The organism is Pseudomonas sp. Lb2C2, from assembly GCF_052112205.1.
Lineage (GTDB): Bacteria > Pseudomonadota > Gammaproteobacteria > Pseudomonadales > Pseudomonadaceae > Aquipseudomonas > Aquipseudomonas kilonensis.
The window spans coordinates 491,726-516,878 of sequence record NZ_JAUTYW010000004.1 but is presented as its reverse complement, the minus strand read 5'-3'; the positions used below and the strand labels follow the sequence as shown (position 1 = coordinate 516,878).

Here is a 25,153-nt window from a genome sequence, read left to right as displayed (position 1 = left end):
GCTTGGGATCAGTCGAGACGGAACAGCGACTGACCGGCTTCGACTTCAGCGCCACTCTGGGCGAGGATCGCAGCGATCCGGCCGGCGGCTTTGGCCTTGACCGGGTGAAACATTTTCATTGCCTCGATCACCGCCAGGGTCTGCCCGGCTTCGATCTGCTCGCCGACCGTGACAAACGGCGCTTCCCCCGCAGCAGGCGTCAGATGCAGCACGCCGTACAGGCTGGCCTTGATCTCGAGCGCCGCCACCGACGGGGTCTCGAGCGCGGATGTTGTCGATACCGGCGATTGCGGGGGCAATGGCTCGCTGGCTAGAACCTTTGCGGCCTGTTTGAAAAGACGAATCGTACTGTCGCCTTCGGTCAGACTCAGTTCGAGCAGATCGGATTCGGCGAGCAAATCGATCAACCCCTTGATGCGTTCTGAATCCATGCGTGGGCCCCTGCCTGTCGAGCTGTCTTAAGTGGATGGGGTCAATGTAGCGAGCCCGCCGAAAGACGACCAAGACGCTTTGGCTTTGGGGTGATAAGCCGTCCTTATGACCACTCAGATCAGGCTGCCGCGCATCTCGGCGACCAGTTCCAACAGGATCGCCTTGACCGCCTGGGCCGGCACAGACAGCGGCAGATGACCGGACAAGCACAGCGCCAGTGGCGCCTCGACCTCGGGCTCGACAATGCGGCACATATGCACCGACGTGGTGGCGACCATCACCCGGGCCGAGGACTCAGGCAGGATCGTCGAACCGAAATGCTCGGCGACGGCGGCGGTCAGAGTGATCGAAGATTCGATTTCAGCCACCACCTTTGCGTTCAGGCCGATGCGCAGGAAGGCTTCATCCACCAATCGACGCATGACGTTGTAGGGACGCGGCAGGAGCATGTCCATGTCCGCCAGTTCGGCCAGCGGGATCTCTTCGAGATTGCTGATCGAAGGATCGGCACTCACCAGATAGAGGTGCTCGCGCAGCAGCGAGACGAAGCTCAAGCCATGGACTTCGCGCCCGCCATAGAGCACGGCCATGTCCATCCGGCCGTTCATGATCAACTCGCTCAAGGTGGTGCCGAAGTTTTCGTTGAGGTACAGCAGAATGCCCGGATGGCGTTCGCGCACCCTGCGCAGCAGCGGCAGTGACAGCGTCGACGCCGCAGTGCCCGGCGCCAGGCCGACCGAGACCTGCCCGGACAACGCCTGCCCCGTGGCATTGATGTCACTCTGAGCCTGTTCGCATTGACGCAGAATGATCTGGGCATGGCCATAGAGCACCTTGCCTGCCTCGGTCGGGGTGACGCCGCGTTTGGTCCGAATCAGCAACTGCTGTTGCAACTCCGCCTCCAGCGTAGCCAGTTGCTGACTGAGTGCCGGTTGCGCGACATGCAGCACATCGGCGGCCTGGGTCATGCTGCCAATATCGACGAGTTTCACGAAATACTTCAAACGGCGCAGGTTCACGGTGGCGGTGCTCTTGCTCGAAAAAGGAAGACAGCCCATAGGCTTTAGCAAGAGCCAGGCCAGCCCCGGCACATCGCGCGCGGGGTTAACGGCAAGACCCAAACCATAAGCCTTTGCTATGGCTGGATCGCAGTGGTCGTGAATGACACCCGCCACGGGCAGACAGGCTTGATCGCACCGCCTTGGTGCAACGGCTGTTCAGTTCCAGCCATAAGCGATGCCTATCCGACCAGAACGATCTCGTCTTATGGCTGCCCGGGTAGCGACTCGTACTGTAGGGCCTCGTCAACGTCATCAACGAGGAACGACACGTGACTGCCTCCCGCATCGCCGCCCGTGTGCAACGCATCAAACCGTCCCCCAGCAGCGCTGCTTCCGACCGTGCGAACGAACTTCGCCGGCAGGGCAAATCCATCATCAATCTGGTGGTCGGCGAGCCGGACTTCGATACCCCGGCAAACATTCGGCAAGCAGCGAACGCCGCCATCGAACGTGGCGAAACCCGTTACACGCAAAATGCCGGTACCCCGGAACTGCGGCAGGCCATCGTCGCCAAGCTGGCACGGGAAAACGGCCTGACTTATGCGGCGAATCAAATCCTGGTCACCAGCGGCGCGAAGAGTGCGATCTTCAATGCCTTCGCAGCCACCCTTGGCGCCGGCGATGAAGTGCTGATTCCGGCACCGTACTGGGTGTCGTACCCGGACATGGTGCTGGCCTGCGAAGGTGAACCGGTCACCCTCGCCTGCCCGGAGGAGCACGCTTTCAAGCTGACCCCGGAGCAACTGCGCGGCGCGATCACCGAGCGTACTCGCTGGCTGCTGCTCAATTCACCGAGCAACCCGACCGGCGCCAGCTACAGCGCTGCCGAACTGCGCGCCCTGGCCGATGTGCTGCTCGATCATCCACAAGTGTTGCTGATGACCGACGACATCTACGAACACATCCGCTACGAAGGCCTGGACAACCCGCACATCCTCGCCATCGAACCGGCGCTGACCGAGCGCACCCTGGTGGTCAACGGCGTGTCCAAGACCTATGCCATGACCGGCTGGCGCATCGGCTACGCCGCAGGCCCGGCCGACCTGATCGGCGCCATGGCGACCCTGCAATCTCAATCGACCAGCAATGCCTGCTCAGTCAGCCAGGCCGCCGCGGTCGAGGCGCTCAACGGCGACCAGGCCTTCGTCAAGGAAAGCGTGGCGGTTTACCAGCAACGTCGGGATCGCTGCCTCGACCTGCTCAACGCCATCGATGGCCTGAGTTGCCGCAAACCCGATGGCGCGTTCTATCTCTATGTGAACTGCTCCGGGCTGCTGGGCAAATCAACCCCTCAAGGCAAGCACCTGGACACCGATTACGACGTGGTCATGTATCTGCTGGAAAGCCAAGGTGTGGCGGTAGTGGCAGGTACCGCTTATGGCCTGGCGCCGTTCTTCCGGATGTCGATTGCCACCGACATCAAGACCCTCGACGAAGGTTGCTCGCGCATTGCTGCTGCCGTTGCAGCGTTGAGCTGAGGACTGACGATGGCCGTGGCGACCCACCCTCCCCTGAGCTTCAAACAGGCCCTGCTGGCGATGCTCGGCATCTCGTTGGTGCTGATGCTTTCGGCGCTCGACCAGACGGTGATCGGCAACGCCTTGCCGAGCATCGTCGCCGAGCTCAAGGGTTTTGAACTCTACGCCTGGGTTGCCACGGGCTACATGCTGGCGTCAATCGTCACTATCCCGATCTTCGGTCGATTAGGGGATTACTACGGGCGCAAGCCCTTCGTGATTGCCGCCACGCTGATCTTCACCCTGGCGTCACTGGCCTGCGCGTTGGCCAGCGACATGCTGTTGCTGGTGATCGGCCGCGCCTTGCAGGGCGTCGGCGGCGGCATGCTGATCGGCACGGCGTTCGCCTGCATCCCGGAACTGTTTCCCGACACCCGACAACGCCTGCGTTGGCAGATGTTGTTGAGTGCCCTGTTCAGCGTAGTCAACGCTATAGGCCCCGGATTGGGTGGCTATCTCACCGGGGCGTTTGGCTGGCGCTCGGTGTTCTACCTCAATCTGCCGCTGGGTTGTCTGGCGCTGTTCTTCGCCTGGCGCTACCTGCCTTACTACCGCCCTCAACAACCGACAAAAATCAGCCTCGACTGGCCCGGTGCATTGCTGATTGCCCTGGCGCTGGGAAGCCTGCAACTGTTTGTCGAATGGCTGGGGCATTCCAGCCTGATGTTGAGTGCGGCGCTGGGTTTGTCCTGCTTGGCTGCAACCGGTGCATTGTGGTTTTGGGAGCGGCGCTGCCAGCACGCACTGCTGCCCTCGGCATTGCTCAGACTACCAAGCATGCGCCTGCTGTTTCTGCTGTCGGTGGCGGCCGGCGCGATCATGTTTTCGCTGCTGTTCTATCTGCCGTTGTTACTGCAAGGCAGCTATGGCTACTCGCCGCAGGATGCAGGTCTGTTGATTACGCCGCTGGCGCTGAGTATCACGCTGGGGGCGATCGTCAACAGTCGCATCGTCACTCGCCTGCGCAATCCAAACTGGTTACCGCTGGGAGGGTTCGTCGCGCTGTTGCTGGCTTGCCTCAGCCTTGCCATTGCCGGACGCGGCGCGTCTTTCAACCTGTTGCTCGGTTTGATCCTGCTGGCAGGTCTTGGCTTGGGTTTCATTCTGCTTAACCTGACCGTCTTCACCCAGACCCTCGCCGAGCGGCAGTTTCTGGGGATCGCCACGGCGTTGACGCAATCCTTGCGACTGGTGGGAGGACTGCTCGGAACCGCCTCGATGGGCGTGCTGGTCAACCTGCTCTACAGCGCCAACCTGCAACGTCTTTTTATCGCCCAAGGGCACGCTGACGGTTTGGCGCTGTACGCCGACCCGCAGGTCCTTTTACGCCCCAATGCCGCCCTGCTCGAACATCCGCAATGGCTGAACCTGGCCCGTGATGCCCTGGCCCAGTCGGTAGGCGTCGGCCTGCTGCTGTGCGCCGGCATCGGCGTGCTGGCGCTGTTCATTCTGTACCGCTTGCCGCCCGTGAGATTGAACGTCTTGCCGGCCACCGTCGCTCCTGAAAAACAATAAAAACCTTTACTGCCGCTTTTGACTGCCTCTCACAACACTCGACAACTCATGGGGATGACTCCGATGGAGCTTTTCAATCGCGCACCTAAAGTAGTGGCCGGCATTTGCGGCCTGATCATCGCTCAACAGGGTTACGCCGCAGGCTTGGTAGAAGACAGCAAGCTGAGCGTGCTGGCCCGCAACTTTTTCAGTAATGCTGACAACCGCAGCGGCGCCGCCGACCCCAACTACACCCAGGAATGGGGCCAGGGTTTTATCGCCAACTTTCAGTCCGGCTACACCCAAGGCTCGGTCGGCTTCGGCGTGGATGCCATTGGCATGTTCGGGGTCCGCCTCGACTCCGGTAAAGGCCGGCACTACAACCCTGAAAGCAGCGCCTTCAACGGCAACATCTTCCCGACCGACAGCGATGGCCGGGCGGTCGATGAGTTCGGCAGCCTGGGCCTGACAGCCAAAGCGAAGTTCTCCAACACCGAACTCAAATACGGCACCCTGGTTCCGATGTTGCCGGTGGTGATGTCCACTGACCGCATGCTGCAACAAACTTTCAACGGCGGGCAGATCCAGTCCAAAGACCTGGAGAATTTCACCTTCACCGTCGGTCAGTTGGAGCATGTGAAAGGTCGCGGTTCAAGTAACCAGATGGGCATGTCCATCCCCGGTGCAAACAACGCGCAGACGGGCGAGTTCGTCAACAAGTTCTATTACGGTGGCGTGGACTACAAGCCGACCAAAGACCTGACCTTGCAGTACTACTATGGCAACCTGCAGGACTTCTACAAACAGAACTTTCTGGGTCTCAAATACGACTGGCAGGTCGGCCCCGGCACCCTGCGTACCGACCTGCGCCACTTCGACAACCGCTCCGATGGCGCCAACGGCCATGATCCCGACTTCTTTACGTTCGGCTACTACGGCGACGGCGTGACCAAAGGCAAGGTCGACAGTCGCCTGAGCAGCGCGCAATTCACCTACCTGGTGAACGGCCATACCTTCGCGGCCGGCCTGCAGCAAGTCAGCGGCGACAGTGATGCAGTCTGGTTGAACCAGGGTGACGGTTCTACCGCCTACTTCATGACGGAGTCGATGATCGGCAAGTTCCAGCGCGCCGGGGAAACCACCTGGCAGGTTCGCTACGGCTATGATTTCGCCAAGGTCGGGGTTCCTGGCTTGAGTTTCCTGGGCATGTACGAAAGCGGCTCGAACATCCGTACCCCGACCGGCGACAAGAGCGAGTGGGAGCGCAACCTGACGGTGAGTTATGTGATCCAGCAAGGTCCGCTCAAGGACCTGAGCATTGCTTTGCGCCACGCCTCGCTGCGCACCGAAGTGTCCACCCAGCGTGACAGCGACGAGCATCGGGTGATCATCAGCTACCCGATGAACATTCTGTAAAAGCCAACACGCTGGGTGATGCGCATCGTCACCCAGCGTAGTGCGACAGCGATTCCCGAGGCTATAGCATCAGACCGCAATCCGGTGTCGTCTCTTACGACAATGGAACAACCGTGAGCCTGTTTGATTCGACCGTCGCAGTCATCTGCATTGCCTGCGGATACGCCAGCAAACACTCAGCGATGGCAGGCTCCAGCTCAACCCGCACTCGCCTTGTCAGGGCCCGAGCACCGAAGCGTGGGTCATGCTTTCGGCACAGCCAGGCGCTTGCCGCAACGTCCAGGACCAGCGTACGGCAATGCTGACCGAGACGTTGGTTGAGTTTGTTCAGTTCGATCTGCAACAACGCTTCCAGCCATTGGGTTTCGATACGTTGGAAAACCAGGATGCGATCAATACGGTTTAGAAATTCCGGTTCGAACCAGGCGTGCAACGCTAGCTCCAACATAGCCTGCTCACCTTGTGGGGCGATGCCGAGCCAGCGCCGCCAACCGCGTGAAAAACGTTCCCTGTAGGTGCTCGCTTGTCGGGCGCCAATGTTGCTGGTCATGAAGATCAGGCTATTGCGAAAATCCAGCGTTCGGCTACCGCCGGCCAAGGTCAGTTGGCCATTCTCAAGAATACCCAACAAGCTGCGCACCACTTCCTTGCTGGACTTTTCCAATTCATCGAACAGCACGATGCCTGGGCGACTGTAGGTACCTTGAATCAATTCGCTATTGAACAGACTGACGCCCTCTTTACTCCCCACATAACCAGGTGGCGCTCCGGTGAGCGCCGCCGAGTAATGCTCCTGGGCCAAGGTGTGCATGTCGATGCGACAAAAAGCATCGGCGCGACCGTGTATGGCCAGTGCCAGCAGACGGACGATTTCGGTCTTGCCGACACCGGTCGGCCCCATGAACAGGTTCACCGACAACGGCCTCTCACGTTCACCAATATCGACCTTAACCACGTTCAGCAACGCCTCGACCGCGCTCATGGCATGTTCTTGGCCGACAATGCGACTGCGCAACAACGCCATGACTTGGGCGGGATTGAAGACGAAGCGTGAGGTCAACGGATCTGCTGCCGGTGATGCTCTGGTCAGGCTGGGCTGTGGGTGGTTTGGGTCGATGCGATCATTCACGAAAGGCATGGTTTAGCCTGCGTGTTTTTCTTTACCGTCGTGGGGAATCTCTCCCACCGGGCAATGAGCCACGCCGACGGTGCTACGGGTCAGTTTTTCGACGTTTTCCCGGGCTTTCTGCGCATCCAGTACCCAGGTGCGGTAAAAGTCGAACGGGCAGTCAGCCACGCCCTTGTCGCCGTCCCCGGAGTTATAGACTCCGGTGTAACCGCGATGCAGCAGCTTGAACAAATGATTCTGTGATTGGTCGTTCGCTCGCGCATCGCGGATTTGCGAAACGGATAATTGTGCGTACTGAATGCCCATTTCCTCTTCACCGCATTCGCCCAGGGTGCGACCGTCGAAGCCAATAATCGCCGAGTGACCAAAGTAGGAATAAACCCCATCGAAGCCGGCCGCATTGGCCACTGCCACATAACAATTATTGGCCCAGGCCATGCTCTTGGACATCATCACCTGCTGCTCTTTGGCCGGGTACATATAGCCCTGGCAACGGACGATCAACTCAGCCCCTTTCATTGCACAGTCGCGCCAGATCTCCGGGTAGTTGCCGTCATCACAAATGATCAAGCTGATTTGCAGGCCCTTGGGACCCTCGCAGACATAGGTCCGGTCACCCGGATACCAGCCTTCAATGGGGCACCAGGGAATGCACTTGCGGTACTTCTGGACGATTTCGCCCTGGTTATTGATCAACACCAACGTGTTGTACGGGGCTTTGTGGGGATGTTCCTCATGCCGCTCACCGGTCAGTGAAAACACCCCCCACGTGTCTGCCGCACGGCACGCGGCGGAAAAGATCGCAGTCTCTTCGCCTGGAATACTGGCGGCAGTCGCCATCATCTCATCGTGGTCGTACATGATGCCCATGGTGCTGTATTCAGGAAACACCACCAGATCCATGCCGGGGAGACCGCGTTTCATACCGGTGATGATGTCGGCAATCTTGCGGGCGTTTTCAATGACCTCGGCTTTTGTATGCAGCCGCGGCATTTTGTAATTGACGACCGCGACACCCACGGTGTCCGGGCTGCTGGAAATATCACCATGACGCATGAAATTTACCTCTGTTAATGGCTGATCATCCAAGGTCTGGAGCCGGTTTTACGCTTGAGCCCCTGTGGATTTTCTTTGGTCGGGGCCAGCGGTTTGCTCGGTGCGCAACAACTGCACCCACTGGGGTGACGACGGTTCTGCTGGTACTCGCCAAGCGTCTGCGGCGCGTGGGCACTTCGCTCGTTGGTCGCCATGGCCTGGCGTTGGCTGCTCGACAACGTCGTCAGTGCCGGCGCAGACAACAGCAACCGCCCTCCTGGGCCCGCGCAAGACGGGCACTGGCACGACTCGTGCCGTTGGGCCATGGGCCGCAACATTGTGAAAGAGCCACAGGTTGGGCATTCGTACTCATAGGTCGGCATGGCGCTCTCCGGACATTGATCGGGCTCGGGCGTGTCTCACAGGTCCGGGGCGATCGGCAGATCGATACTGCCATCGAGGTGTTTGATGGGGCCGTTGGCGTTGGGGTTGATGTCGAACTCGAAGATTTCGGTGGGTAACCAGAGGGTCGCGCAGGCGTTGGGGATGTCGACCACGCCGCTGATATGCCCTTGCACCGGTGCGGAGCCCAACAGTGCATAGCCTTGGGCGGGCGAATAACCAAATTTGGTCAAGTAGTTGATCGCATTCAGACAGGCCTGGCGATACGCGATATTCACGTCCAGGTAGTGCTGTTTGCCGGCTTCATCCACCGAGATACCTTCAAAGATCAGGTAATTCTGGTAGGTCGGGATGATCGGGCTGGGTTTGAACACCGGGTTCTTGATTCCGTACTTGGCCATGCCGCCCTTGATCAGCTCGACTTTCATATGGACCCAGCCGGCCATCTCGATAGCACCGCAAAAGGTGATCTCGCCGTCGCCCTGACTGAAGTGCAGATCCCCCACCGACAACCCGGCGCCTTTGACGTAGACCGGGAAGAAAATCTTCGAGCCCCGGGACAGGTCCTTGATATCGCAGTTACCGCCATGTTCACGCGGCGGCACGGTGCGTGCGCCCGTGGCTGCGGCATCATCCCGCGCCTGGCCCTTGAGCTTGCCCATGTGCGCGGTGGCGGCCAGCGGGGCGTTGGCCAGGGGCGGCACGCGGGTCGGGTGGGTGTCGATCAACTCCTGCTCACGGCGGTTCCAGTCGCCGAGCATTACCGGGTCGGGCAGGCAACCGATCAATCCGGGGTGGATCAGGCCGGCAAAATTGACCCCGGGAATGTGCCGCGAGCTGGTGAACATGCCCTTGAAATCCCAGATGGCTTTCTGTGCGCTGGGAAAGTGGTCCGTGAGGAATCCGCCACCGTTCTGCCGCGAGAAGAAACCGTTGAACCCCCACATGGATTCGGCCTTGGCGCCGATGTCCAGCAGGTCGACCACCAGCAGATCCCCCGGCTCGGCGCCATGCACGCCCACCGGACCGGACAGGTAGTGCACGGTGGACAGGTCGACGTCACGCACATCAGAGGCGTCGTCGTTGTTCTTGATCGCGCCGGCGGTCCAGTCGTAAGTCTCGAGAATAAAGTCATCCCCCGGCTTGACCCAGCAGGCCATGGGAATGTCCGGATGCCAGCGGTTGTGGATCTGTTCGTTCTCGGTGGCGGGCTGGTTGAGGTCGACTTTGATCAAGGTATCGGTCATGGCGAAGCTCCTGAACATTAGGGATGTACCGCGTTGGAACCAGTCTCGAATGGCGGCACGAATCGGCCAATACGTTGGATGACGTACCCCTTTGAGCGGGCTTGCCAGCTGCTACAAAAGGGGCCGATAAACCATCGCGCCGCCCGGCCGCGCCTACACGCAGAGGTAGCGACTGATGGTGGCTTCGTCGACCTTGTCCCGGGTCTCCTCAATCACGAAGCGACCCTTCTCGATCACCAGGAAGCGGTCGGCGATTTCCAGGGTGAATGACAGCACCTGCTCGGAGACCACAATGGTCAGGTCGCGCAGGTGGCGGATCTCTTTCAACGTGCGGGCGATGTCCTTGATGATCGACGGCTGGATGCCCTCAGTGGGTTCATCGAGCAACAGCACCTTGGGATTGGTCGCCAGCGCCCGGGCAATGGCCAGTTGCTGCTGTTGCCCACCCGAAAGGTTGCCACCCTTGCGCGAGCGCATGTCGTGGAGTACCGGAAACAACGCATAAAGGTCTTCGGGCACCTGGCCCCGGGCCGATGCCGGCAGGCCGGTCTGAATGTTTTCCAACACCGTCATGCTGGGGAAAATCATCCGTCCCTGAGGCACATAGGCGATGCCGTGCTCCACCCGCTCGTGGGTTTCCAGGTTCGAGACTTCCTGGCCATCGACGCTGACCTGCCCCCGCCACTGCGGAAGGATGCCCATCAAGCTCTTGAACAGCGTGGTCTTGCCCATACCGTTGCGCCCCATCACGGCGACAATCTCGCGTTTGGCCACGGCCAGGTCGAGGTCGTGGAGGATCTGGCTCTGGCCGTAACCACAGGACAGCTTGTCTACGTTGAACATGCCTGCTTCCTCAATGGCCTAAATAGACTTCGATGACTTTCGGGTTGTTCTGCACCGACTCCATGCTGCCCTCGGCCAGGACCTTGCCCTGATGCAGCACCGTGACCTTGTGGGCGATGCTCTTGACGAATTCCATGTCGTGTTCGATCACCAGCACCGAGCGTCCCTGGCTGATGCGCTTGAGCAATTCCGCAGTCTGTACGCGCTCGTTGACGCTCATCCCGGCGACCGGTTCATCGAGCATCAACAGGTCAGGGTTCTGCATCAGCAGCATGCCGATCTCCAGCCACTGCTTCTGGCCGTGGGACAGCAGGTCGGCCTGCTGCTGCAGCAGTTCGCCGAGAAAGATCTCCCGCGCCACCTCTTCAACCCGGGCAATCACTGCGGCACTGCGTTTGAAGAACAACGCGCCAAACACCTTGCGCCCCGCCGGGTAGGACATCTCCAGGTTCTCGAACACCGTGAGGTTTTCGTAGATCGACGGGTTCTGGAACTTGCGCCCGACGCCGGCACGGACGATGTTGTACTCGCGCATCTTGGTCAGTTCCTTTCCATCGAACTGGATGCTGCCGCTGGTGGCGCGGGTCTTGCCGCAGATCAGGTCGAGCACCGTGGTCTTGCCTGCGCCGTTGGGCCCGATCACCACCCGCACTTCATTGCGGTCGATGTACAGGTTGAGGTTGTCCACGGCCTTGAAACCGTCGAAGGACACCGTCAGCCCCTCGATAACCAGCACCGGCTTGTTCATTTGAAAACCCACGGCGGTCATGGCTGCGTCTCCAGCGAAGGACGTTCAGGAGCCGGGGTCGGCGGCGCGGTGCGCGGCGTCTCCGGCAGGGGCGCGGCAACGGCGGCTTGCTGCGGAGTACGGCGTAATAAACGGCCAAGGGTCTGGCGGCCATGGCTGTCCCAGAGTCCGGCCAAGCCATTGGGAAAGTACATGACCACGGCAATGAACAGCCCGCCCATCAGGTACAGCCATAGCTCGGGGAAGGACTCGGAGAAATAGGTCTTGCCGTAGTTCACCAGCAAGGCCCCATACACCGCGCCGAGTAGCGACATGCGCCCGCCGACAGCGGCAAAGATCACCATCTCGATGGACGGCACGATGCCGACGAACGAAGGCGACATGAAGCCCACCTGCAAGGCGAACATGGCGCCGCCAATGGCCGAGAAGGCAGCGGCGATGCAGAACACGAAAATCTTGAAACTGGCCACGTCATAACCGGAGAAACGCACCCGCTCCTCTTTGTCGCGCATCGCCATCAGCAGCCGCCCGAGCTTCGACGCGAGGACGAAGCGGCCGATGAAAATGCAGCCGAACAGCAAAGCTGCGTTAATGAAGTACAAAAGCAACTTGGCGCTGTCGCTGCGCAGGTCCCAGCCGAGCAGCGTCTTGAGATCGGTGATGCCGTTGACCCCGCCGGTCAGGCCCTGCTGGCCAACGATCAGCACCGTGAGGATCAGCGCGATGGCCTGGCTGACGATGGAGAAATAAACATCCCCCACCCGCCGCTTGAACAGCGCCATGCCAATGATGAAGGCCAGCACTACCGGCACCAGGATCACCGCCAACAGGGTGAAGCTGAAACTGTGGAACGGTACCCAGAGCCAGGGCAGTTCGGTGATCTGGTTCCAATCCATGAAATCCGGAATGCCCGGCGTCGACTGGATTTTGGTGCTCTGCGGGTCGGAGGCTTCGAGCTTGAGAAACATCGCCATGCAGTAGCCGCCGACGCCGAAAAACACCCCCTGCCCGAGGCTGAGAATGCCGCCATAGCCCCAACACAACACCAGGCCGACAGCGACGAAGGCATAGGTCAGGTACTTGCCCACCATGTTCAGGCGAAAAGCATCCAGGGTCAGCGGGAAGACCACGAAAATCAGCAGCGCCAACAGGGCAACGCCCAACAGGTTCCGCTTGCCCGCCAGCATCTTGTCTAAAAGCTTCATCGGCTTGCCTCTACTTGCGCACTTTGATGGAGAACAACCCTTGAGGGCGCAACATCAGGATCAGGATCACCCCGGACAGGGTCAGTACCTTGGCCATCGAACCACTGAGGAAAAACTCCGAGATCGATTGGGTCTGGGCAATGACGAACGCCGACGCAATAGTGCCGAACAGGCTTTGTGCGCCGCCGAAGACCACCACCAGGAAGGTGTCGACGATGTACTGCGAGCCCGCGGTGGGCCCGGTGGAGCCAATGGTGGTAAAGGCCGCGCCGGCCACCCCCGCGACACCACAACCGAGGGCAAAGGTCATGCGGTCGACCTTGCGCGTATTGATGCCCACGGCACGGCTCATCAACCGGTTCTGTACCGTAGCCCGTACTTGCAGGCCCCAGCGTGAGCGGTAGAGCAAGAGAAAAATGGCCCCGGTGAGCAGCAGGGTCAGGGCCATCATGAACAGACCGTTGCGCGGGATCTCGATGGACTCGGTGAAGTTGAACGAACCCATCAGCCATTCCGGCGGCGTGGCGCTGACTTCACGGGCGCCGAACACCGAACGGAAGGTCTGTTGCATCACCAGGGACAGCCCCCACGTCGCCAGTAGCGTGTCCAGCGGACGCTTGTAGAGCCGACTGATCATCGCCCACTCCACCAGCCAGCCAATGGCCCCGGCCACCAGAAACGACAGGGCGATGGCGATGAAAAAGTAATAGGGTTGAAACCACGGGGTGAAATGGCTGGTCAGGCTCGAACAGACATAGGTGGTGTAGGCGCCGATCGTGAGGAACTCGCCGTGGGCCATGTTGATGACCCCCATCTGGCCGAAAATGATCGCCAGCCCCAATGCCATCAACAGCAGCACGCAGAACACGGACAAGCCGTTGAACCCCTGCATCGCCGCGATGGCACCAAATTCCGATAGCCATTCCATGATGATGGACTCCTGCTTGGAGGGAGGATGTGGAAAACCGTAGGGGCCCCATCGCCCAGCCAGCCATCTCCTACACAACGCCCGTAGGAGCTGGCTGCCAGGGATGACGCCAGCCCTTACTGGTAGCCTTTGGGGAAAGGATTCGGTTCGATCAGATCAGACTCGTACACCACCTTGAACTGGCCATCGGGCTGCACTTCACCGATGCGGGTCTTGCTCCACAGGTGATGGTTTTCATGCACTTTGACGTAGCCTTCAGGCGCGGTTTTCAGCTCGATGCCCGGCGAGGCTGCAACCACCTTGTCGACATCGAAGCTGCCGGCTTTTTCCACGGCAGCCTTCCACAACCATGGGCCCAGATACGCGGCCTGGGTCACGTCGCCGATCACCGAATCCTTGCCGTACTTGGCCTTGAAGGCGTCGACGAAGGCTTTGTTGTTGGGGTTGTCCAGGCTCTGGAAGTACTTCATCGAGGCATAGAAGCCGGCCATGTTCTCGCCGCCGATGCCCAGCAATTCATCTTCGGTGACTGAGAGAGTGAGCAAAGTCTGCTTGGCCGAATTGACGCCCGCCGCATTGAGTTGTTTGTAGAAGGCCACGTTGGAGCCACCCACCACGGCGGCGAACACCACGTCGGGCTTCTTCAGCTTGACCTTGTTGATCAGCGAACCGAACTGGGTGTTGCCCAAGGGGTAGTAGTCTTCGCCGACCACGGTACCGTGCAGCACGTTTTCAATGTGCTTGCGGGCGATCTTCATCGAAGTGCGTGGCCAGATGTAATCCGAACCCACCAGGTAGAAGGTCTTGGCGCCCTTGGTCTTGGCGATCCAGTCGAGGCTGGCGAGGATTTGCTGGGTGGCTTCCTGGCCGGTGTAGATCACGTTCTTCGACTGCTCCAGCCCCTCATAGAAAGTCGGGTAGTAGAGCAGGCCGTTCTCTTTCTCGAAAATCGGTAGCACGGCCTTGCGCGAGGCCGAGGTCCAGCAGCCGAACACCGTGGCCACCTTGTCATTGACCAGGAGCTTCTTGGCCTTCTCGGCGAAGGTCGGCCAGTCGGAGGCGCCGTCTTCCTGGATCACCTTGATCTGCCGACCGAGGATGCCGCCTGAAGCGTTGATCTGCTCGATGGCCAAGCGTTCTGCCTGGATCGAACCGGTTTCGGAAATCGCCATGGTGCCGGTGGCCGAGTGCAACTGGCCGACCGTGACTTCAGTGGCGGTCACCGCCAGGCCGGTGCTGTTGGCCTCGTCCGCCCATACACCCTGGCTGAACACACTGGCAGCCAGTAACGACAGGGCCGCCGCCCCTAGCGCCAAGCGGCGCGGCAACAAGCCTTTAGTCCGGATCAATGGTGGTTGCATGCTGCTACTCCTCTGCGGTGACGCTGGTGGTACGCCCTATGGCGGCCAGCAACGGTGGTGGTATCAGCATGGAGGGGCGTATCGACGACGGGTATACGCAGCCTGACGTAAGCGCATACGTCATTTGACGTAGGGAAAAATGCACCAAGGCGGCGCAGGCTATTGCTCCAGGTCCCGACCGACCGGCACTGCGCACACGCGCGCGCAGGCACCAGCTGGCGCGGCAAGACGGCGTGGTGCAGGGCATGAAAATTGCTCGGCTATCCGCCACGGGCACACCCGCCAGGCACGGAGCGCCTTGACCCCAGGAGTCTTTCACCGTGCTTCCACCTGGCACCCAGCGCATCGCCAAGATCCGTCGCGACTACAACAGCTGGGTCGCCGACGAAACCATGGAAGACTACGCCCTGCGTTACACACCAAAGTCCTTTCGCAAGTGGTCGGAACTGCGCATCGCCAACACCGCCCTGGGCGCGGTGTCGTTCCTGGCCCTGGAGGCGATTGGCGGGGTGCTGGCCCTGAGCTACGGCTTCACCAACACCTTCTGGGCGATCCTCGCCGTGAGCCTGATCATCTTCCTCACCGGCCTGCCCGTCAGCTACTACGCCGCCCGCTACGGCGTCGATATGGACCTGTTGACCCGCGGTGCCGGCTTTGGCTACATCGGCTCGACCATCACCTCGCTGATCTACGCCAGCTTCACCTTTCTGTTCTTCGCCCTGGAAGCAGCGATCATGGCCCTGGCCTTGGAGCTGTACTTCCATATCCCATTGGCCTTTGCCTATGTGATCTGCTCTGTGCTGGTGATCCCCCTGGTGGCCTATGGGGTGACCCTGATCAGTCGCCTGCAACTCTGGACCCAGCCGTTGTGGCTGGTGCTGCTGGTGCTGCCCTATCTGTTTGTGCTGCTGAAAAACCCCGAGGCCTTCAGCGACTGGACCAGTTTCCAAGGCCGTGATGCCGGCGGCGACTTCAATCTGCTGGCGTTTTGCGCGGCCTGTACCGTGGCCCTGTCCCTGGTGACGCAGATCGGCGAACAGGTCGACTACCTGCGCTTCCTGCCGGAAAAAACCGCGGCCAACCGCAAGCGCTGGTGGGCCGCCCTACTCTGCGCCGGCCCCGGCTGGATCCTGCCCGGCGCCCTGAAAATGTTCGCTGGCGCCTTCCTGGCGTTTCTCGCCCTGCAACACGAGATCCCCATCGAGCGCGCTACGGAACCGACCCAGATGTACCTGGTGGCCTTCGGTTATGTGTTCGCCTCGCCGGAATGGGCCCTGGCGGCCATGGTGCTATTCGTCTTCGTCTCGCAGATGAAGATCAACCTGACCAACGCCTACGCCGGTTCCCTGGCTTGGTCGAACTTTTTCGCCCGGGTCACCCACAGTCACCCCGGCCGCGTAGTTTGGCTGGTGTTCAATGTGGCGATTGCCCTGATGCTGATGGAGCTGGGGGTATTCGACGTCATCGACCAGGTGCTCGGTCTCTACGCCAACATCGCCATCGCCTGGATCGGCTCGGTGGTCGCCGACCTGGTGATCAACAAACCCTTGGGGTTGTCACCGAAACACATCGAGTTCAAGCGCGCTCACCTCTACGACATCAACCCGGTGGGCGTCGGCTCCATGCTGATTGCCTCGCTACTGTCGGTCCTCGCCCACTTCGGTCTATTTGGTGCGCTGGCCCAGGCAGCACCGCCCTTCGTCGCCCTCGGCACCTCGCTGGTGATGACCCCGCTGCTGGCCTGGGTCACCCGCAGCCGCTATTACATCGCCCGCACCAGCGATCCGCTACTGCTGCAACCGGTGGCACCGAGCACGCAGATCACCTGCGGCCTGTGCAGCAACCCGTTCGAAACCGCCGACATGGCTTTCTGTCCGGCCTACAGCACGCCCATCTGCTCACTTTGCTGTTCGCTGGACGCGCGTTGCGGCGATCGCTGCAAACCCCACGGGCGTCTGTCGGCGCAGTTCGAAGCGCTGTTGCATTGGTTGCTGCCCAATGCAACGGTGCCACGCCTGCACACCCGGCTAGTGCATTACTTGGGCCTGCTGCTCGCACTGATCCTGATGCTCAGCGGCGCTCTGGCGCTGATCTATGGCCAGGCCTCCCAGGGGCTCCCCCACTCGCCGCAAGCCCAGGCGACGCTGTACCAGGCATTTTTCAAGGCCTTCCTGACGCTCTCGGTACTGGCGGCCATCCTCTCCTGGTGGGTGGTTCTGACGCGGGAAAGCCGCCACGTGGCCCAGGAAGAATCGGACCGCCAGACCCAGCTGCTGATGCAGGAAATCGAAGCCCACCGCTTGACCGACCAGGCCCTGCAAGATGCCAAGGAGGCTTCCGAGGCGGCCAACGCGGCCAAGAGTCGCTACGTCACCGGACTGTCCCACGAACTGCGTACGCCGCTGAACAGCATCCTCGGTTTTACCCAGATCCTGCAGCGCGACGCGGCCATGCCGGAGCAGCATCAGGATGCCCTGGCGACCATCCTGCGCAGCGGCTCGCACCTGCTGTCGCTGATCGACGGCCTGCTCGATGTGGCCAAGATCGAGGCCGGCAAACTGCGCCTGGAAGCGACGGAAATCCCCTTCCCGGAACTGATCCACGATCTGGAGCTGATGTTCACCCCACAAGCCCGGGACAAAGGGTTGCGCTTTCGCCTGGAGTTGATCGGCAAGATGCCGGCGGTGGTGCGAGGCGACGAAAAGCGCGTCCGGCAGATCCTCATCAACCTGTTGGGCAATGCGGTCAACTTCACCGACAGCGGCGAGGTCTGCCTGCGGGTCAGTTACATGCGCGAGACGGCAACCTTCGACATCATCGACACGGGTATCGGCATCGACCCCGAGCACATCGAGCGAATCTTCCAGCCTTTCGAACGCGGTGATCTGATGCGCCAGGACAAGGGCGTTGGCCTGGGCCTGACCATTACCCGCATGCTCACCTCGCTGATGGGCGGCGAGTTGCAGGTCAAGAGTCAGCAGGACAAGGGCACCTGTTTCCAGGTGCGCCTGTTTCTCTCGCAAGTACGGGTGCCGCAGGCGGTGATCCATGTCGAACACGACATCATCGGCTACCAGGGGCCGCGGCGTCTGGTGCTGGTAGTGGACGACCATGTGGACCATCGCAAGGTCCTCAGCGGCATGCTCACGCCCCTGGGCTTTGAAGTGGTCCAGGCCAGCAACGGCCAGGAAGCGATTCGCCAGGTCGCCCTGCTGGGGCCGGACCTGATCCTCATGGACCTGTCGATGCCGACGATGGATGGCTGGGAAACCAGTCGGCTGATCCGCCGCAATGCGTTGTCCACGGCACCGATCATCGTGATATCGGCCAATGCCTTTAACGACGAGCGCGAGCGCAGCCTGGCCAGTGCCTGCAACGACTACCTTGCCAAGCCGGTACACACCCCGGAGCTGCTCGAACGGATCCAGAAACAGCTGGACCTGCACTGGCTGCGCCGCGAAAAACCAGCCCCTGCGACATTCCCCGAACCGGGGATATTGCCCTCACAGCCTGACCTCATCGCCCTCGGCGAACTCAGCGCCATCGGCTACGTACGCGGTCTGCACGAAAAACTCGACGCCATCCAGGCCGAGACGCCAGCCACCGCCCCTTTCATCAGTTCGCTACGCAAGCTGCTGAAAAACTTTCGCCTGGACGAAATCAACCGCGCCCTCAAGGAGGCAGAAGATGAATGCACTGACCACAGTCGCTGAACCCGGTGTCGTGCTGATTGTGGACGACACCCCGGACAACCTCGCCATGCTCTCCGACGCCCTCAACGATGCTGGCTACATGGTGCTGGTGGCCCTCGACGGGCTCAGCGCCCTGAACCGCATCGAACGCCGGCGCCCGGACCTGATCCTGCTGGATGCGATGATGCCGGGCCTGGACGGCTTCGAGACCTGCCGGCGGATCAAGGAGCACCCGGCCAACGCCGATATTCCGGTGCTGTTCATGACCGCGTTGACGGAAAGCAGGCATGTGGTCCAGGGCTTTGAAGTGGGTGGCAGCGACTACGTGACCAAGCCGATCCAGACCGACGAAGTGCTGGCCCGGGTCGCCGCGCACCTGCGCACCTCGCGCATCCTGCTGTCGGCCCGAGCGGCGTCACAGCCAGCCGCGCCGAGCCTGGACGACGAGCCGGCGCACAGGGTGCTGTCGGCACGCTTTCAGCTCACCGGTCGGGAAGTCGAGGTTCTGCGCTGGGTGGCCTGCGGCAAGACCAACCGCGACATTGGCACCATTCTCGATCTGAGCCCACGCACCGTGAACAAACATCTGGAACATGTGTATGTGAAGTTAGGTGTAGAGACGCGCACAGCAGCGACCTCCGTGGCCTTGTCGGCCATGACCGATTCACGCAACAGTGCTTCAAGGTAAGCCGCGATAGCCAGATGTAGTGTTGGATCTATTACCGGCCGCATCCGGCAATGGTCACAGTAGCGCCGCTGGGCTTCAGCATCGAAGCCCTTGTCAGCAAAAAGCCAGCGACAGCGTTTGCGAGGATGATCGCGCAATTGGGGGATATAAGGTTGCACGACTTGAAACACACGTCACGCAAAAGTCACGCACATGAAAAAGGCCAATGCTGTGAACATTGGCCTGAGTCATTGAAAAATATGGTCGGGACGGAGTGATTCGAACACTCGACCCCTAGCACCCCATCTCCTTTTGCATACTTCTTGAAAGACTCCAAAATTTTACTGTGGATTTTTCTAAGCTAGTATTTACTTGAGCTCCCGCGGTGTTCTGCTCTACGAGAGTCCAGTAACGTCCATCAAGAGCCAGCGTTTTTGTGGGGGTAAAAGTAGGGGGATCGTACATCAGCAGGGTTCACAGACCATGGCATGATGGTGATCATGCCCTGATCTCTTTGCGAGGTAGTAATGCAACTCTTCGCTGCTCAAATTAGCCCAAGGCTGTCCAAGTAAGCACTCACCTCTCCCATTCCTCGCTCCGCTACACCCAGTAGGTCATCTCGGTCTTTACGATTCAGCGGCAGCGGACCTGCGTTAGACACCCATTTAGAGACGCTGGTTTTGGGTAAACGCCTGGATGACAGAACCATCGCCATAAGGTCGTCCCGTGCTTTTTCATCGTTGAAAACGGCCTGCAAGTTTTGGCCCTTTGGATTGTAACTCGTGCCATCTTTCATACCTGCGGCGTGAAATGAAGCTCGTCTGATAATGCACGGAACGCATTTGCCACACTGCTGATGCGTTCTCTTCCATTTCCCACAGGAGACAGTATCGGTGGCCAGAGCGCTGAGCGAGATTTGATCGGAACAGCCAAGAAGCATTTCCCCTTTTGTCTTTAGCGCATACGGGTTTTTGACAACGACTGGCAAACCAACGGTGTCCAGAATCTGCTGGAACAACCCAAGAAAATGAGGATGAGTCGTTCGGGTGCTCAGCGCCCCTATGCGTCTTGGCGTCATCGGTGGATTGAGAGCGATGAGACCGTTCTCTGGAACGAATAACTCCACCGGTGTACTGGCCACTCTCAATTGCGCCAAAGTAGCAGCGACTAACGTGCCATAAGCAAGGAAGTTGAAACTGCGTGTACGCATCTGCACATCGAGCGTGGTACCAAGCCATGAGGTGGGGTTCGCCACGGCAGCAAATCTCGAGACTTTTACGGGAAGCTGGCTGCTCACAAGGATTTGCTTCTCCGAATCCCCTCTGTAGGAATGACTGATCAGAATTGGCCGTCGCCCTTTACCCAACAGATCAAGCGCACCAATGCCACTGTCCATGCCTCCGGAGAACAAGCTCACACAATCATGGCCAGCAAGCACGGTGATGTGGCCACGATTTTGCGATTTTGATTGTCTAGGGCCGTCAGGCAGCAACTCGATCGTCCAGATGTCACCACTTAAAAAATGAAGCGCTTTTTGAAGCAAAGGAACAGCTGCATACCAAAGATCCGGATCGGCTAATGGAATGACCAAGCGAAGCTGTCGTGCCCACCCATCGTCCGCCTCGGCTTTATCGACAAACGTGTCTGCCGCCGTAACTGCCATCGCAATAGTGAGCAAATCGAAGCCCACGCGACTCACGGGCGCACCTAGACGTCGAACAGCGGTACGAACAGGCCCACCGATTGAACAGGTCCCCTTCGCCAGTGGTCGACTTCCGTACATCAGTACGGGTATGACATTCGGAGAGCATGGTGGAAGTTGGTCAAATTCGTGATGAAAAATTAGGTCAGTCACTGTTCGTAGCTCTCCCACTCGACCCAAACTTCTTTAATCGCACTGAGCTGGATTTTTTCGATTTGGGCACTCGTGAAGGACTTCAAGTTACCCGTTAAAAGGGGGCGCATGTGCTTGTCTGTTACGGCTTCCACCAAAGAAAACAAATCCCTTTCCGCCTGCTCTACCTGCCCAGGAGAGGATGCTTTAGCGAAGGCCTCATTGGAGTCCAGCACTATCTGCCCAAAAACACATTTCGTGACGTACACGAGCATCATTTGGACAAGCATTTCATCATTTATCTTCGTGAAGTCGAATTCATCATAGCCTTCCAGGCAATCCGATAGTGCTTCATTCATCGCTACGCGAACCCGATCTGAATCGCCATCTTCTGGAACGAGTGCTTGGACGATTATGTCAATCGCAACGTCCGTATCTTTCCCGTTAAGGGACGCTAGATCGAGCCCGCTTGGTGACTGGCCGTCACTCAGCGCTGCCATTGCACCAAACAGTGCGCCGCCAGCACCAGCCATCGAGCCAAATCGAATGGGGCCGACACTGCTACCACCTGTAGAGCCACTGGCATAGCTTCGTACAGCAGAGCGAAGGTAGTCGCCGTCTCCGCTGGAGACGAATTTACCCAAGGATTTACGGAAATCTTTGAACCGCTGCGGAGGAGTTTCTGGAATCGCACCCTGGCCCGTTGTGTCTATCCATTCAGGAACAAACGGAGAGTTACCACCGGGCCCTTTACTCGAAGTCGACGTTCCCATGTCATTGCTTCTCTTTAGGCTTAAACCAGCTGACGCTTTTCACCCTGGTACTGAGCCAGGGCTTAATTTTTCCTGGCATGACCGTATGGATGAAATCGGATAACGAAGAGCCTGCATCGGATGAGCGCTCGGCCAACATAAATGCGCCATCAAAACCAGGCGCTCTGGTAGTCCAATCCACGTGGGACCGCATTGACTGAATAAGCTGTGCCATAACAGCCACATGCTCGCCAGTTGGAATTGTGAGAATGGCAGCGATGGCAGATGGGGAGGATGTGTTGGACGCTCTCTTGAGAACCGCAAGCGCTTCTGTCGCAGCGGCCGATAAGCCCGCTCTCAGTACGCGTAATGGCGTGGTCTCACGACTCAAATAGACAATCGGACGGAGATCAGTGTTTGAGAGTGAAGGCTCAAGCGTCAGCCACTCTCTGATAAATTCAGCTTTTACGTTCCACGGTTCAGGGCAAGCTAGTTTGAATTTATCTGGATCCTCCAGCAGGTTTTCGAGTGTCGCCAGTATTTCCGGTTTCCCCCCCGCGGCTGCGTTGATCACCGAGTACATGTGAGCAACCGACTTGTCTTCCATGCACCGTTCAAACAGAGCGAGTTTGGCAATCAAAGCCTCATCCACCGGCATGTCTCTTTGCTTGGCAACACGAGAGCGCATACGAACTACGTTCAACATCCGCTTAACGATTCGTGGATTTCCAAGGATCAGCGTTGAGTTCGCGAGCATAGAGGCCATGCGATCAGCAATCGCAAACCCTTGGGCGATCTGATCTGGAACACCTGTACCAAGAAGACCTAATGCGACCTCGGTGACGATAGGCTCTTCCTTCCAGGCTTTACGCAGATTCTCCTCAAGCCCGGCTCGTAGCTTTTCGATTTTATCCGCTGAAATCACTGCGCCGGCGGACGCGAACAACATGAACAAATAGGCTCTCACTTCTTGTACCCCGAGCCTAGGAACACGTACTGGCACCTGGATGAGCTTGTCCAAATAGTCAGTTACGTGTCGGTCATCTGGGTCTTTGAAATGCTCGCTCACCGAATGTCTGACCATGTCTTCATCGGCAGCGACGACGAATGCCGTTTGCCCCATGAACAAAAACAAGCGAAGGGCTTCGAGGGTTTGGATGGTCTGCTTTGGAAGGCACCGATCGAGGTTGTCTACAAATACGACCAGCGTTTTATCCAACGCAGTGAGAACGTCGGCAAATTCTGACCTAAAGGCGGCGATTTCCTTCGGTGGAGTCCGCTGCTTTTCCTCATCCAACAAACCAGTAAGGTGCCCTTTAGCCTTGCCACCAGCTTCCTTTAGGGTCGATAGCGTTTCTTCATCCGCCTCGCCCGAGAATAGATCGCCTAAGGCCTGCACACCTTTCATGCCAAATCCAAAAGCTGGTATCCCCATGGCCATTGCGCCACCTTCGACCAGAAGACCAAGTGCACGCATTTTATTTACACGGCCCATCAGTTTCTTGGCTTTGGGGATAACCGCTGGTTTTCCTTCCGCAGCTTCAATCAATGTCGATGCGATGATTTCCATCAAGGCTGCTCGGGAATCGTCAAATCCCTGATAAAGCCATGCATCAAAACGCACCACAACGTATTTACTTGGGGCCTCGCCGGGGTTGAGGCCTTCCTCAATCAAATTCAGCAGAGTTGATTTTCCGGTGCCCCAAGAACCAAAGACACCGACCGTCACAGGCCTCATGTTCGGGTCGCGAATTACGTCGACGACCAGATCAGCGACCTCTGAATAATTCAGAAAATCTTGTTTTGTATCGACGTCAGCCCACATTTGAGCCTCCCTGCTTCACATTATTTGCGCACCTGACGGCTTTAAACGACCCATATCCAAAGCCGCAGGCCGTACTGGATCAGTATTGAACGATCCGTATCATTATCGAAAAATAGCACCCATGCCACTATTTTGGCACTGCATTTTCTGATGCAATGCTCTGCATTCGGTGTAACACCACAGCTCAAGGGCTGACTAGGTCGGTACGCGATATATTTCATAGACATTCCGAGCGAAGCTGATGACGTTATTTGAGTTTCTATCTCCTTATGTGAGGTTCTTCCACGGTGCGGCGTATAACCTGCATCAAACGTTAGATGGGTTAGGCATTTCCTCTGCCGGGTTCATCGAACAGGCGGCGGATGGTGGGCTAGTGGGCGGCTTCGCTCCCGGTGAAGCAGTTGTACCCGTATTAGTCGCCATTATGTTTCTAGCACTCTGCTCTTTACCATTGGTACTTTTGGCTGGATACATTCTCGGCAGAGCAAAAGGCATAATGGTAATAGGGCTTCTATTATTATTGCCAGGACTGCTAAACACACTTGGTTTTCTTCCACCTTTTAGCCTAACCCCATCCAAATATTCTGTGGGTGGCACAGGTAATTTGGGAAGCGCCTTTGGATTTGCATCTATAATATTATATGGTGTACTAATCGGATGGTCCGCAACTATAATTATATACGACGCATTCAAATTGAATGACCGTTTCCGCCACTATTACGATCATATTTGGTTTCTTACGGCTATTTTGACAGGAGTATTTTTCGTTGCTGATAGTGGTGCCTCCGAGGACGCTCAGGAGCTGACAGACGCTAGCGCCGCGACTAGAAATGCGAGCTTGTATTTACTAGCGCAAGTACGCGAGTACGATAATTACTGCAAGCAGAACGGATCCTCAGAATCTGTATCCTGTCGCTGGGCTTCACGTGTACAGCAACAGCTTAACGAATACGCTAGTGATCACCATAAGATCTATAAAGAATTCGGCCCTCACGTCAGTCGCACTCTTTACGCTCCAAGCTGGTCTCAAATAACGGATAAAGAAATAATTAAAATCAGACAGGAGATAAATGATTACAACAACCAAAGATGCCCAACTACGAAACTTGGCGTTGGCTCTTACCAACTCTCCCCAGCATCCGGTATCTGTCAAACCGTACCGGCTTCTTATTGCACCGCCTTTCCCGATCCGCCTGAAAACCTCGTCGACAAATATATTATTGGGAGAACTGTAGCTTTAGCATCTGAATGCATAGTACCAACCTTGGTCAGACTCAGGTATGAACAAGAAAAAACGATTACCATAGTATCTCAAAATCAACGCTCCAAACATTATCGCTGGCTATTTTTCATAGTGTTCTCAATCATTGTAGGCGGGAAAATAGCAAACTCCACTACTCGTGTAATCGATATTGATCGAAGGGCTCCCGAAGAACAACAAAGAATTCGAGAACTTGTTTATAAGGTGTTGAAAAAAACCGGTAGCTTGTTGGGATGGGTGGCTAGATTTTTAATCTGGAGTTACCGGTTTCTCAAAAACCAACACAAGACTTCTTGAAGCACGG

At 58.2% G+C, this 25,153-nt stretch carries 20 protein-coding genes and 1 pseudogene; 6 read left to right on the top strand and 15 right to left on the bottom strand.

The window, feature by feature from the left end; translation table 11 throughout:
• Window positions 1-8 precede the first annotated feature (8 nt).
• Entirely contained in the window at window positions 9-431 is a 423-nt protein-coding gene (locus Q7F16_RS14300) for an acetyl-CoA carboxylase biotin carboxyl carrier protein (protein ID WP_409557275.1), read from the bottom strand.
• Between the two features lie 114 nt (window positions 432-545).
• Window positions 546-1,451 carry a nitrogen assimilation transcriptional regulator NAC gene (gene nac, locus Q7F16_RS14295; RefSeq protein ID WP_409557276.1) on the bottom strand — a complete coding sequence of 302 codons (906 nt, stop codon included), beginning with the start codon at window positions 1,449-1,451 and terminating at the stop codon, window positions 546-548.
• Window positions 1,452-1,762: 311 nt separating this feature from the next.
• On the opposite strand from nac, the gene Q7F16_RS14290 reads away from it, so the two are divergent.
• The 3 genes from Q7F16_RS14290 to Q7F16_RS14280 all read left to right on the top strand — a co-directional run bounded on the left by Q7F16_RS14290 (window position 1,763) and on the right by Q7F16_RS14280 (window position 5,920).
• Window positions 1,763-2,971, top strand: a complete 1,209-nt coding sequence (locus tag Q7F16_RS14290; protein ID WP_409557277.1) for an aspartate transaminase — start codon at window positions 1,763-1,765, stop codon at window positions 2,969-2,971.
• Between the two features lie 9 nt (window positions 2,972-2,980).
• On the top strand, window positions 2,981-4,525 hold the full coding sequence (locus Q7F16_RS14285) for an MFS transporter (protein WP_409557278.1): 1,545 nt from the start codon (window positions 2,981-2,983) through the stop codon (window positions 4,523-4,525).
• Between the two features lie 63 nt (window positions 4,526-4,588).
• The gene (locus Q7F16_RS14280; RefSeq protein ID WP_409557279.1) at window positions 4,589-5,920 is read left to right on the top strand and encodes an OprD family porin; all 1,332 of its coding nucleotides are present in this window, start codon (window positions 4,589-4,591) and stop codon (window positions 5,918-5,920) included.
• A gap of 94 nt (window positions 5,921-6,014) precedes the next feature.
• Here the strand turns inward: Q7F16_RS14280 and Q7F16_RS14275 are convergent, their stop codons facing one another.
• The 9 genes from Q7F16_RS14275 to urtA all read right to left on the bottom strand — a co-directional run bounded on the left by Q7F16_RS14275 (window position 6,015) and on the right by urtA (window position 14,818).
• On the bottom strand, window positions 6,015-7,058 hold the full coding sequence (locus Q7F16_RS14275) for an AAA family ATPase (RefSeq protein WP_409557280.1): 1,044 nt from the start codon (window positions 7,056-7,058) through the stop codon (window positions 6,015-6,017).
• Window positions 7,059-7,061: 3 nt separating this feature from the next.
• Window positions 7,062-8,105: an aliphatic amidase gene (locus Q7F16_RS14270; protein WP_095962816.1), complete on the bottom strand. Its 1,044-nt coding sequence runs from the start codon at window positions 8,103-8,105 to the stop codon at window positions 7,062-7,064.
• Between the two features lie 14 nt (window positions 8,106-8,119).
• A complete protein-coding gene (locus Q7F16_RS14265; protein ID WP_041475843.1) occupies window positions 8,120-8,467 on the bottom strand; it encodes an FmdB family zinc ribbon protein in 348 nt (115 codons plus the stop codon).
• 36 nt (window positions 8,468-8,503) lie between these two features.
• Window positions 8,504-9,733 carry a formamidase gene (gene fmdA, locus Q7F16_RS14260; RefSeq protein WP_003203578.1) on the bottom strand — a complete coding sequence of 410 codons (1,230 nt, stop codon included), beginning with the start codon at window positions 9,731-9,733 and terminating at the stop codon, window positions 8,504-8,506.
• A 153-nt stretch (window positions 9,734-9,886) separates the two neighbouring features.
• Entirely contained in the window at window positions 9,887-10,576 is a 690-nt protein-coding gene (gene urtE, locus Q7F16_RS14255; protein WP_014337575.1) for an urea ABC transporter ATP-binding subunit UrtE, read from the bottom strand.
• 10 nt (window positions 10,577-10,586) lie between these two features.
• The gene (gene urtD / locus Q7F16_RS14250; protein ID WP_003203582.1) at window positions 10,587-11,345 is read right to left on the bottom strand and encodes an urea ABC transporter ATP-binding protein UrtD; all 759 of its coding nucleotides are present in this window, start codon (window positions 11,343-11,345) and stop codon (window positions 10,587-10,589) included.
• On the bottom strand, window positions 11,342-12,529 hold the full coding sequence (gene urtC, locus Q7F16_RS14245) for an urea ABC transporter permease subunit UrtC (RefSeq protein WP_046064625.1): 1,188 nt from the start codon (window positions 12,527-12,529) through the stop codon (window positions 11,342-11,344). Before urtC ends, urtD begins: the two co-directional genes overlap by 4 nt.
• A gap of 10 nt (window positions 12,530-12,539) precedes the next feature.
• Window positions 12,540-13,457, bottom strand: a complete 918-nt coding sequence (gene urtB, locus Q7F16_RS14240; RefSeq protein WP_003203586.1) for an urea ABC transporter permease subunit UrtB — start codon at window positions 13,455-13,457, stop codon at window positions 12,540-12,542.
• A 116-nt stretch (window positions 13,458-13,573) separates the two neighbouring features.
• Entirely contained in the window at window positions 13,574-14,818 is a 1,245-nt protein-coding gene (gene urtA, locus Q7F16_RS14235; RefSeq protein ID WP_003203587.1) for an urea ABC transporter substrate-binding protein, read from the bottom strand.
• Between the two features lie 320 nt (window positions 14,819-15,138).
• Between urtA and Q7F16_RS14230 the strand changes: the two genes are divergently transcribed.
• Complete coding sequence (locus Q7F16_RS14230; RefSeq protein ID WP_409557281.1) at window positions 15,139-18,531, top strand: ATP-binding protein; 3,393 nt, start codon at window positions 15,139-15,141, stop codon at window positions 18,529-18,531.
• Complete coding sequence (locus Q7F16_RS14225) at window positions 18,506-19,198, top strand: response regulator (protein ID WP_013693775.1); 693 nt, start codon at window positions 18,506-18,508, stop codon at window positions 19,196-19,198. Before Q7F16_RS14230 ends, Q7F16_RS14225 begins: the two co-directional genes overlap by 26 nt.
• 29 nt (window positions 19,199-19,227) lie before the next feature.
• Here Q7F16_RS14225 and Q7F16_RS14220 read toward each other — a convergent pair.
• The 4 genes and pseudogenes from Q7F16_RS14220 to Q7F16_RS14205 form a co-directional block, all read right to left on the bottom strand.
• A pseudogene (locus Q7F16_RS14220) lies at window positions 19,228-19,347 on the bottom strand (IS5/IS1182 family transposase); the annotation flags it as partial.
• Window positions 19,348-19,721: 374 nt separating this feature from the next.
• Window positions 19,722-21,032: a Qat anti-phage system QueC-like protein QatC gene (gene qatC, locus Q7F16_RS14215; protein WP_412007494.1), complete on the bottom strand. Its 1,311-nt coding sequence runs from the start codon at window positions 21,030-21,032 to the stop codon at window positions 19,722-19,724.
• Window positions 21,029-21,784 (bottom strand): hypothetical protein, encoded by a 756-nt coding sequence (locus Q7F16_RS14210; RefSeq protein WP_409557283.1) that lies wholly within the window; start codon window positions 21,782-21,784, stop codon window positions 21,029-21,031. Before Q7F16_RS14210 ends, qatC begins: the two co-directional genes overlap by 4 nt.
• A 1-nt stretch (window position 21,785) precedes the next feature.
• On the bottom strand, window positions 21,786-23,588 hold the full coding sequence (locus Q7F16_RS14205) for a KAP family P-loop NTPase fold protein (RefSeq protein WP_409557284.1): 1,803 nt from the start codon (window positions 23,586-23,588) through the stop codon (window positions 21,786-21,788).
• A 241-nt stretch (window positions 23,589-23,829) separates the two neighbouring features.
• On the opposite strand from Q7F16_RS14205, the gene Q7F16_RS14200 reads away from it, so the two are divergent.
• The gene (locus Q7F16_RS14200) at window positions 23,830-25,146 is read left to right on the top strand and encodes a hypothetical protein (protein ID WP_409557285.1); all 1,317 of its coding nucleotides are present in this window, start codon (window positions 23,830-23,832) and stop codon (window positions 25,144-25,146) included.
• The last annotated feature ends 7 nt before the right edge of the window (window positions 25,147-25,153 follow it).

Coding starts and splice junctions, on each gene's coding strand:
- Q7F16_RS14300 (WP_409557275.1), bottom strand. CDS start 431: ATGGATTCAGAACGCATCAAGGGGTTGATCGATTTGCTCGCCGAATCC.
- Q7F16_RS14285 (WP_409557278.1), top strand. CDS start 2,981: ATGGCCGTGGCGACCCACCCTCCCCTGAGCTTCAAACAGGCCCTGCTG.
- Q7F16_RS14280 (WP_409557279.1), top strand. CDS start 4,589: ATGGAGCTTTTCAATCGCGCACCTAAAGTAGTGGCCGGCATTTGCGGC.
- Q7F16_RS14275 (WP_409557280.1), bottom strand. CDS start 7,058: ATGCCTTTCGTGAATGATCGCATCGACCCAAACCACCCACAGCCCAGC.
- Q7F16_RS14270 (WP_095962816.1), bottom strand. CDS start 8,105: ATGCGTCATGGTGATATTTCCAGCAGCCCGGACACCGTGGGTGTCGCG.
- Q7F16_RS14265 (WP_041475843.1), bottom strand. CDS start 8,467: ATGCCGACCTATGAGTACGAATGCCCAACCTGTGGCTCTTTCACAATG.
- fmdA (WP_003203578.1), bottom strand. CDS start 9,733: ATGACCGATACCTTGATCAAAGTCGACCTCAACCAGCCCGCCACCGAG.
- urtE (WP_014337575.1), bottom strand. CDS start 10,576: ATGTTCAACGTAGACAAGCTGTCCTGTGGTTACGGCCAGAGCCAGATC.
- urtD (WP_003203582.1), bottom strand. CDS start 11,345: ATGACCGCCGTGGGTTTTCAAATGAACAAGCCGGTGCTGGTTATCGAG.
- urtC (WP_046064625.1), bottom strand. CDS start 12,529: ATGAAGCTTTTAGACAAGATGCTGGCGGGCAAGCGGAACCTGTTGGGC.
- urtB (WP_003203586.1), bottom strand. CDS start 13,457: ATGGAATGGCTATCGGAATTTGGTGCCATCGCGGCGATGCAGGGGTTC.
- urtA (WP_003203587.1), bottom strand. CDS start 14,818: ATGCAACCACCATTGATCCGGACTAAAGGCTTGTTGCCGCGCCGCTTG.
- Q7F16_RS14225 (WP_013693775.1), top strand. CDS start 18,506: ATGAATGCACTGACCACAGTCGCTGAACCCGGTGTCGTGCTGATTGTG.
- Q7F16_RS14210 (WP_409557283.1), bottom strand. CDS start 21,784: ATGGGAACGTCGACTTCGAGTAAAGGGCCCGGTGGTAACTCTCCGTTT.
- Q7F16_RS14205 (WP_409557284.1), bottom strand. CDS start 23,588: ATGTGGGCTGACGTCGATACAAAACAAGATTTTCTGAATTATTCAGAG.
- Q7F16_RS14200 (WP_409557285.1), top strand. CDS start 23,830: ATGACGTTATTTGAGTTTCTATCTCCTTATGTGAGGTTCTTCCACGGT.